General features: G+C 48.6%; 10 protein-coding genes. All 10 read right to left on the reverse strand.

The window, feature by feature from the left end; translation table 11 throughout:
* Nucleotides 1-25: 25 nt before the first annotated feature.
* Nucleotides 26-1,240 carry an MFS transporter gene (locus BLO51_RS17905; protein WP_090674070.1) on the reverse strand — a complete coding sequence of 405 codons (1,215 nt, stop codon included), beginning with the start codon at nt 1,238-1,240 and terminating at the stop codon, nt 26-28.
* A gap of 41 nt (nt 1,241-1,281) precedes the next feature.
* Nucleotides 1,282-3,042: an ABC transporter ATP-binding protein gene (locus BLO51_RS17910; RefSeq protein ID WP_090674072.1), complete on the reverse strand. Its 1,761-nt coding sequence runs from the start codon at nt 3,040-3,042 to the stop codon at nt 1,282-1,284.
* Between the two features lie 62 nt (nt 3,043-3,104).
* Complete coding sequence (locus BLO51_RS17915; protein ID WP_090674073.1) at nt 3,105-3,659, reverse strand: MarR family winged helix-turn-helix transcriptional regulator; 555 nt, start codon at nt 3,657-3,659, stop codon at nt 3,105-3,107.
* Between the two features lie 158 nt (nt 3,660-3,817).
* Nucleotides 3,818-4,555 carry an MBL fold metallo-hydrolase gene (locus tag BLO51_RS17920; RefSeq protein WP_090674075.1) on the reverse strand — a complete coding sequence of 246 codons (738 nt, stop codon included), beginning with the start codon at nt 4,553-4,555 and terminating at the stop codon, nt 3,818-3,820.
* Between the two features lie 57 nt (nt 4,556-4,612).
* Nucleotides 4,613-4,942 carry a hypothetical protein gene (locus BLO51_RS17925; protein ID WP_174551267.1) on the reverse strand — a complete coding sequence of 110 codons (330 nt, stop codon included), beginning with the start codon at nt 4,940-4,942 and terminating at the stop codon, nt 4,613-4,615.
* A gap of 99 nt (nt 4,943-5,041) precedes the next feature.
* Nucleotides 5,042-5,827: an alpha/beta fold hydrolase gene (locus BLO51_RS17930; RefSeq protein WP_090674076.1), complete on the reverse strand. Its 786-nt coding sequence runs from the start codon at nt 5,825-5,827 to the stop codon at nt 5,042-5,044.
* Between the two features lie 166 nt (nt 5,828-5,993).
* The gene (locus BLO51_RS17935; RefSeq protein WP_090674078.1) at nt 5,994-6,392 is read right to left on the reverse strand and encodes a RidA family protein; all 399 of its coding nucleotides are present in this window, start codon (nt 6,390-6,392) and stop codon (nt 5,994-5,996) included.
* A 325-nt stretch (nt 6,393-6,717) separates the two neighbouring features.
* The gene (locus tag BLO51_RS17940; RefSeq protein ID WP_090674079.1) at nt 6,718-7,794 is read right to left on the reverse strand and encodes a hypothetical protein; all 1,077 of its coding nucleotides are present in this window, start codon (nt 7,792-7,794) and stop codon (nt 6,718-6,720) included.
* 156 nt (nt 7,795-7,950) lie between these two features.
* On the reverse strand, nt 7,951-8,592 hold the full coding sequence (locus BLO51_RS17945; protein WP_090674082.1) for a hypothetical protein: 642 nt from the start codon (nt 8,590-8,592) through the stop codon (nt 7,951-7,953).
* Nucleotides 8,593-8,701: 109 nt separating this feature from the next.
* A partial coding sequence (locus tag BLO51_RS17950) for an IS1595 family transposase (RefSeq protein WP_143006918.1) occupies nt 8,702-9,030 on the reverse strand: 329 nt, incomplete at its 5' end.

The raw sequence follows: 9,030 nt of genomic DNA on the forward strand, positions 1-9,030 counted from the left end.
GAACGGATCGGGAAATATTTCCCCCTTATTTCCTAGCTGCCGCCGGTTCCTCGGGCGTTTCCCGGCGAATGAGCAATGCGGCCAGCAATCCGATCCCGAGAATGAGCGCCAGCAGCACAAAGGTCAGCCCATAGCTGCCGGTTTCCATAAAACGGATGGAGAGGATGGGGCCCAAGCTTGTTCCGGCGAAGAGAATAAACGTGTAGACTGAAACCGCAATCCCGCGCGATTTGCCTCCCAATTGACCGACGAGCGAAACCAGTGCCGGAACGGAGAGCGCAATGCCCGCCACAAAGACCAAGCTGAGAATAATCAGCAGGGGCAGGCTGGACATCAGCCCCAGTGAAGCAAGACCCGCCATCGCCAGCAGCAGTCCGCCGCGCAGAACGGCTCGAACACCAAACCGTTTGGCCAAGCGTCCGGATAAAGGAGACACCAGCATGCCGATTACGCCGATGGAGCGCACATACAGAATTTCCTGCTTGGTCAGCCCGAAGTCTGGTCCGCTCAAGTAGCTGCCTAACACCGTGTACATGCTGACAAACGACATGAGCAGCACCAGAGCGATAGCATAGCTAAGAAGAAGATTTTTCTGCGAAAATACGCTGCCGATTTGTTTCAAAGGCTCCCATATGTTGGCGTGGGCGTGTTGAATTTCCCCTTTCGGCAGGAACCGGATAACGAGAAACGCAGTCACGACATAAGCGGCGGCGAGAATATAGAATACCGCGTTCCACCCGTATTGCTGGCTGATTAAACCGCTGACGACCTGCCCTACGATTCCGGCAACCAGGAAGCCTGTGCTGATAAACCCGATCGTCGTCACCCGTTTTTCCGCGGGGAACATCTCCACCGCATAGGCCAGGGCCACCGGCGAGAACGTGGCTGCCGCAGCGCCTTGCAAGCCTCTCAGCACGATGATCCAGAAGAAGCTGTCGATCGCGCCGAGCAGCAAGGAGATGACCGTTAACGCCATGAGCCCGATCACAATGACCTTTTTGCGGCCGTATTTGTCCGACAACGCGCCATAGATCAGGCAGCCGATCGCGAAGCCGAGGGAAAACACGCTTCCCGCAGCCGCTGCTTGGGTAGGCGTGATGCCGAACAGCTCCGCAAACAAGGAAATCAAAGGAATAGTGACGTACAGGCTTGACATCACCGCCATGCCGGACCAGCACAGCACCGCCGTCATCAAAGAATAGTTTCGCTCAGGAAGGGATGAATTGGCCAATTGCAACATAAAGCACCTCTTTCGAATTTCGAATTTCAAATAAATTAGGATCAAGCCGTCTCGATGGCTATTTGCGGAAACTGCATATCGTACAAGGTCTTGTATCGGCCCGAACGCCGAAGCAAGGCTTCATGCGTGCCTGTTTCCACAACCTGCCCTTTTTCCAAAACGACAATCCGGTCCGCATGCTGAATCGTGGACAGGCGGTGCGCGATAACCAGGCAGGTTCGCCCGGGAAGCAGCCGGGAAAGCGCCTTTTGAATCAGCTGCTCGGATTCCGTATCTAGCGCCGCGGTCGCTTCGTCCAAAATGATCGACCGCGGATTTTTCAGCAGCGCCCGGGCAATCGACAGCCGCTGCTTCTGTCCGCCCGACAGCTTGACGCCCCTTTCCCCGATCAACGTATCGTATCCGTGGGGAAAAGCCTCGATAAACTCCTGCGCATTCGCCGCTCTCGCCGCCGCCTCGATCTCTTCAGGAGACGCGTCCGGCCTGCCGTAGGCGATATTTTCCCGGATGGTGCCGTTCAGCAGGATCACATCCTGGGATACGATGCCGATTTGCCGGCGAAGCGACTCAAGGGTGACTTCGTCCAGCGGATGACCGTCGATGAAGATCACCCCTTTTTGCACATCGTATAAACGGGCGATCAAATGAGCGACGGTCGATTTGCCCGAGCCGGACGAGCCGACCAGTGCCGTCACTTGGTTGGCGCGGATTCTCAAATGAAAATTTTGCAGAACCGGCACATTCGCTTCATACGCGAAATCCACGTCATCGAAGAAAATATCCCCTTGAATCGCCGGTAAAGCGATCGCGTTGTCTTTGTTACGAATCTCCGGCACGGTCTTCAACACTTCGTGAATTCGTTCGTAGGCCGCGGCTGATTGTTGAATTCGGCTCACCATGCGGCTGAAGGACCGAATCGGACCCTGCAGCAGACGTAGGTAAGCAAGGAAGACCACGATGTCACCGACGGTAAGCCGTCCGCGCATCGCCTGCCAAGCCCCGAACAGCAGCACGAAGACCATCCCGATGGAATTCAGCACGTCGACGATCGGAGAGAACAAAGCGGACAGCCGTGAAGCCGTCACTGTAGCGTTCCGGTTCTGCTCGCTCCACTCGGCGAATCTTTGTACCTCCTCGTGCTCGTTCGCGAAGGATTTGATCATTCGGATTCCGGACAGCGTATCCTGAAGATGATTGCTCAGTTCGGCAGAAGACTGGCGTACCGTCCGATAAGCCGACTTGATGCGGCCGCTGAAAAAGCGCGACGTGTAGAACAGGAAGGGGAACGTGCTCATCAGCAGAAGCGCCAGCTCCCAATCGACATAAAGCAAATAACCGCAAACTGCAGTAAACGTGAAAAAATCGGCCGCGATGGATAACGTTTCGGCAGACACCAATTCCTGCAGTTGGTTGACATCGCTGGTAAGCCTGGTCATGAGATCGCCGGTACGATTGCGCTCGAAAAACTTCAAGTCCAGGCTCAAGGTATGCCGGTACAGCTTATTCCGCAGCCGCAGAATGGCCCTCTGGCTAACAAGCGTCATCATGTAGCTGCTGCAAAAACGAAAAGCTCCCAGCAATAACGCAGCGCCGACAATGCAGCCTCCCATCTCAAGCAGCGCGTCGTATCGCCGGTTGGGTATGAACTGATCGATGACGATTTTTGTGAATTGAGGAATCCAAAATTCAAGAACGGAAATCGCAACAATCGCTGCCGCCGAGAGCGAGATCAAAGGCCATTGCCCGCTTGCTTGCGCGAGCAGCTCCTTGAACATTTCCGCAAACTGTTTTCGCCACTTCATGGCATCACCCGAATTTTCCTTTCAAATATAGTAAGACTATCTAACTATTATTCTAAAAAAAATTATCTCCCTACGCCCACCCTTTTCTCGATGCTTTGATGCAGCTTGCCCAGAATCTTCTCGAACACGCTGCGTTCCTCGGCATCCAAATCGCCGAGCAGCGAGGCACAGGTCGACCAAAAGGTCGGCAGTACTTGGTCCACCATGGCCCGTCCCTCCGGCGTAATGCTGACATGAATCATGCGGCGATCCTTGGCGCTTTGTTCGCGGGAAACCCAGCCGCGTTTTTCTAGCCAATCCAGTAGAGCCGTGACGGAAGCGCGGCGGATTCCAAGCCGGTCTGCGATGCCGGAAGGCGTAATAAGCTCTCTGCCTTCATGCAGCATAAGCAGCAATAACATATCCAGCTTGCTCTCGGTAACGCCAAAAGGAGCTAAATCGACGTCCATAACGTCGAGGATGTTGTCGCTAAGCCACAGCATGACCAATCCCATGCGAATCGATTTACGGTCCGCGTGGTCAGCCGCCGTTTTGTCCATAAGCTCCAAATAGGGGGCGATCCCCAGCGCAGGCAGCTGTTGATCCGCCGTGCGTTCATTCCCCGTTTTTCTTTCCATGCCATCACCCTTTAACGTTGCGTTCTTAATAGTTAGATTATCTAACTATTACTATACCTTATTTTGCACCGTCCTGCAATCCTTAATCTTCGGGCTATGTCACTGCGGCGTTGCTAAAACCGTCTTTACGGTCTGGAAAACCGGGGCGCATGGCCCCGCTAAGACGTATATTCGCGAACGAGCTGCCGCAGCGCCTGCTTCGCATCGCCGTGGAAGCATCCGCCATGATAACAAATAAGCCGTTCCACGTCGTAATCAAGCAATCGCCGCACGGAACAGACGGCCTCCTCCAAATCTAACGTGAATTGCGGATTCGCAATGTCCAGCTTCCCCTGCTCAATGACGACGGCGTCCCCGGCGATCAGCGTCCGGCTATCGGGAAGATACAGCGAAATATGCCCGGGCATATGACCGGGCGTATGCACGATCTCGATCCCGCCGCACCATGGCAGCCGCTCCCGATCAGCGACCGTCCGATCGACGGCCGCCGGCTCGATTGATTGCAGGAAGCGAATAAACTGCTCCGCTGGCGGCTTCGCTTCTTCCGGCAAGACATCCAACGTCGATTCGGCCTGCTCCAGCCTGAGCGACTTCTTCGTCCCTGCAATATATGGTGCCTCCACCTCGTGCGCGATAATCTCGATACGCGGAAAAGCCCGCTTCAACGCGGCCAGCGGACCCATATGGTCCATATCGTGATGCGTCACAATCAGCTTGGTGATCGAATCGAGCCGTAAGCCGCAGCGGTTGACCGCTTGTTCAAGAAGAGGCACAAAATCCGGGTACCCGCAGTCGACGAGAATGACATCTTCTTCGTCTTGAAGCAGCACGGGGGTAATCGTTTGCTTTTGTCCTCCGTACTCAAACTCGATATCGAGCAAATGACAATGGTTCATAGCTACCTCCAGATTTAACGTTTTGTGTTCCCCTCCGGCCGGCAACACGGGTTTATCCTACCAGATCATCCTTTTCGTTGTCAAAATAATAAGCAGTAGCCAACTGTCCTCCTTCCCCGTGTAATGGACCGATTCCTTCGTTCTGGAGACATAACGCGCAATACCGCCGGACAATAGCTCGTTGTCCTCCAATGGTGTAAGCGTGCCGAAAATGTTCACTTCGTCATCCGCATAGACCCGGACATACAGCTCACCATGGGATTCCGTAAGCAGCGCGCCTTGTTGCGCTCCGGCATAGTTCATCAAGGTGCTGACAATCCCCACCAAAACAGCGTCCAAATCCATCTGATCCGCGATAGCCTGTGTCGCTTTGAGAATGGCGACCAAACCGCAGCAACCCCCTTCCCGCCGGGGGCCAATCCATTGCTTTGGCCATCAAAAAGAAATAGACCGGAACTCCTTAGTTATCAAGGAATCCCGGTCGTGTCATTGATTGATAAAATGCCCCAGTAGCTGGTTAAACTTGTCACGCTCCTCCCAGAAAAGGCCGTGGCCGCTATAGTAAAACGGGACAAGCTGTGAATTTCTTATTTTGTGATGGAGTTCCTGAGCTTGTTGAAAGGGAATGACTTTGTCGTGAATGCCGTGGACGATTAAGGTAGGCACGGATATGAGCGGAAGATCGGCATCCAGCTTCTCATCTCTCAGCATAACGACGACAGCCGCGGTCGACCAACCTGCTGCCTGTAATCCCAGTTGAAAAAACCATTCCGAGAACGGAGCGCTGATATACTGAAAGAAAAAGCTGTCGGTGACTTCCCGCATCATCTTAGGGCGGTCATTTAACGTCTCATGAAGAAACTTATTGGCAGTCTCTGGCGTAAAGCCTATGGGAGCTGCAGCGTCTACAAGGACAAGTTTCGAGACTCCGTAGCCATTGTACCGGGACACATACCGAATCGCGATCGATCCGCCCGTGGAGTGACCGACGAGCGTGAAGTCATGTAATTGAAGCGTACCGACTACTATGCGGATATCATCCGCCAATCGGTCATAATTATAACCGCTCATCGGCTTATCCGAATTGCCGAAACCCCTCCAGTCAATTCCTATACAGCGGTATCCCATTGCGGGAAGAACATCAAACTGATACTCGAACTGTTTATGACTTAAAGGCCAACCATGGATAAAAACAATGGTCTTGCTTCCCCCCGGATTGATATCCTCCACATATAAATTTACACCCGGCTCTACATTAACAAAGGTTCCCACACAGATTCCCCCGTACCATGAAGTATCTTCAACAATAAGATACTCATCTCGGCAACCATAGGTGAATACCTACCCTTGTCTCCACTTTCATGTCAGCTACCGTCAAAAACAAAAACCCCACGTCAAAGCACGGCTTTTACGTGGGGGTGAATGAAAAGAGTTGATTTTAGACTTTAGCTGCCCATACTTCAATTTCGATTTTGATTTCCGGCCATCCTAATTCGGATATATAGCCAACGGTCATTGCAGGATAAGTACTGCCGAATAACTTATCCCACTCGGCATATAGATAATCCCAATCGATTTTTTGGGTAGCCCATATGTTAACCTTAATAATATTTTCTGCCGTTAATTCCTCGGAATGTAAAACAGTTTTAATATTGTCAAACGTATTTTTGATCTGTTCGTTCATAGGATCGGGAAAGCTGCCATTTCGATCTACACCGACTTGACCGGAAGTAACGTACAGCTCTGCGTTTCTGGGGATCTTTGTAATATGGGTGTAGTTCCCTACCGGATCTGGCATCCCCGCCGGATTTTTTCTAACGATCTTAGCGTTTTCCATTTGAATCTACCTCGCCTTTTATAGTTTATGCTATTTTTTACCATCATTTTTAGGCACACTTCACCCGTAAAATGATTTTAGAAAAAAACAGCAGTAGAGTATCCGTATCCAAAAGATATGAACTTTAACGTTTTTTTCTTCATGGATCGAATGCTCCTTTCTTTATAAATGCGAAGAGAGTGGTTTTATTAGACTATACTCCAAATCATTTGTTGTGTCAATTTTACAAGCGGGCCGCGCCTCGCCAACTGATCAATGGAGACCTCGCACCTGAGGAAATGACTGGCTTAAACATTAAACGCGATGTCATCAACTATTGAACATTTTATCGCCTGCATCTTTGTTCCTTCTTAACTATCTTTTTATAAAAACGAATCCCCTTCTCATCCCGAACAGCTTTGCTGCAAGCCAGCGCCTTTTCCAAAACGTTTAACGAAAAATTATTCGTTGTTCTTATCATCCAATCACCATTCCGGTAGCATAGTTGTGCGCTAATGATATCCTTTTCTTTATAAAAGCCAAGACAGATATCAAACCAGGATTCACTCATAGATCGGCCTAATCCGGTGTATTGCCAACTATCAAATTGCGTAAGAAGTCGTTCCCACGATTGTGCTGATTCAAAAGCTTTCATGTAGTCGTTATTCAAAATATGCAGTTCAGTTATATCTAAGATGAATGATACCTTATCCCGAGCGTCAGTAGTCAACTCTAATTCCTTCTGTTTATAAAAAATGGCCTTTTCATATTTCTTCAATTCTTTTGCTCGATAATATAATGTCTGCACGTCAGGTTCGGCTTGCTTTTCAAGGATATCAAAAAGCCTCTCAGCCTCTTCGAGGTCATCAAAATCTATTGCCTTTATTAGTAAACTTTCAGTTTTCTCTTTTTCCATGCTATCGGGAAACCATAAAGTCATTCTATGAAAGTAATCTCCTATATCTTGCTCTGAAAAAAGTGAATTCAATTGGTCTTTATGTTCGAACAGATATGTATTGGTTTCGGTAAGTTCAAACCCCTCAAGGTACTTGCAAGTCAGTTCAACTCCGGCAGAAAAAATACATTCATCAAAATAAGCACAATGCGTATCAAAATTTGCGCTTTTGGCTTTCTCAAAAAGCCATACATTTTCCGGCCTGCGGAACTTGGCTAACAAATAAGAAATAAGAGTTAAAGAGTCCCCGCAACCTCCATAAGGATCATGAATCCTGCTCTCAACCTCATTCTCCATTAAAAACTTGATTAAATCGTAATCCTCAGGCTTCCAATCATATTGAATAGCAACTGCTGCTGCATATCGTTTGAAATAGTTTACGTCTGGGTCTTGATATTCAAACTCTTTCCATAAGTCTCTGGAGCTTCTGATCTTATCGATATTTCGTCTGACATCTTTAGCCTCCATAACCCTACCCCCTAGGCAAAAATGTGAATGTTGTACTTCGTTTTTCCTCGCCATCGCCTCATTATATCAATGAATAGATGGAGGATGCCATTTTCCCATGATGCGGTAGATTTCCATGCCGTGGACGTCATGGAATGTACCATCACTTATAGAGTCTTATACGTTCTTTATTGAGCCGACCCAAACGTCCCCAACCTTCACACTATACACTTTATCTGTATCCCCATCGGATAAATTGATTGTATCGACTTTATAAGCCTTACTCTTTATGGCTATAACCTCATTTTCACTCATCCATCCTCGTTGGATATTGTCAATTAAGTCGCTCTCTGTGAAAACATCGCTATCAATATGTAAACGCCAGTCGAATTTTTCCAATCTGTCTTTCAAAAAAGTGTATTTGTCAAAAGGGAATTTCTTTTCTTGTTCTTGTCTTGCGAGATCGAATGTTTGGTCGTAAAAGAAAAGACATTCTTTATAAGCAGCCACGATTTGGGAATTAATAAAGTGCGGGTCGTATAGCCATATTTTTAGGTAAAACTCCTCATCCATTTCCTTGAACTTTTGAAGCCAATTCTCATAAACCTCCAACATTGCTTCAAGGATCAAGCGATTGAACCAGACAGGGGGATTCCTACGATGGATGCCATAAAATGGAGGAATCCAAAGCTTAGCATAATCTCTGTGGTTTTTGTTTAGATGCTCCATATCTACGTTTATGACTCTTTGCTTCCACTCATCGATTTTTCTTAAACGCCTTTTCCAACCTCTGATTTTTTTCTTTTTACCTGAGAACAAATTCCTACCTCCAACCAAATTTATGAAATTAGCTTAACACCGTTTCAGTCTAAATACTATATTTCATCGAACATAAACATTTTTGAATATCAAGTTAGCTCCGCTTGGCTTATTCGGTCAAATCGCCGTAGGTGACGGTATCAGTGGAAACACAAGCAGCCAGCAGGCGATTAAACATCTGACCTTCAAACTGCCGACGATTGGTGCGAAAGCAGAATTCGTTCAAATAGGATTGCAGATGTTTGGAATCTAAACCGTGAAACGTACCGGCGATAAAGGCTTTCGCGTTGGAAATCATCGTATGCAGCCATTTCAAATGATCAGGATTGTCCTTTACATTGAACCTGATCGGTTGGTGGTTATATTCTTTAGCGAGTGCATGGTACGAACGATGCGCGTCGCTACTGATCGTCGAACCTGGTTCGATGTGCTGTTTAG

It is taken from the genome of Paenibacillus tianmuensis (genome assembly GCF_900100345.1).
GTDB classification, from domain to species: Bacteria; Bacillota; Bacilli; order Paenibacillales; family NBRC-103111; genus Paenibacillus_G; species Paenibacillus_G tianmuensis.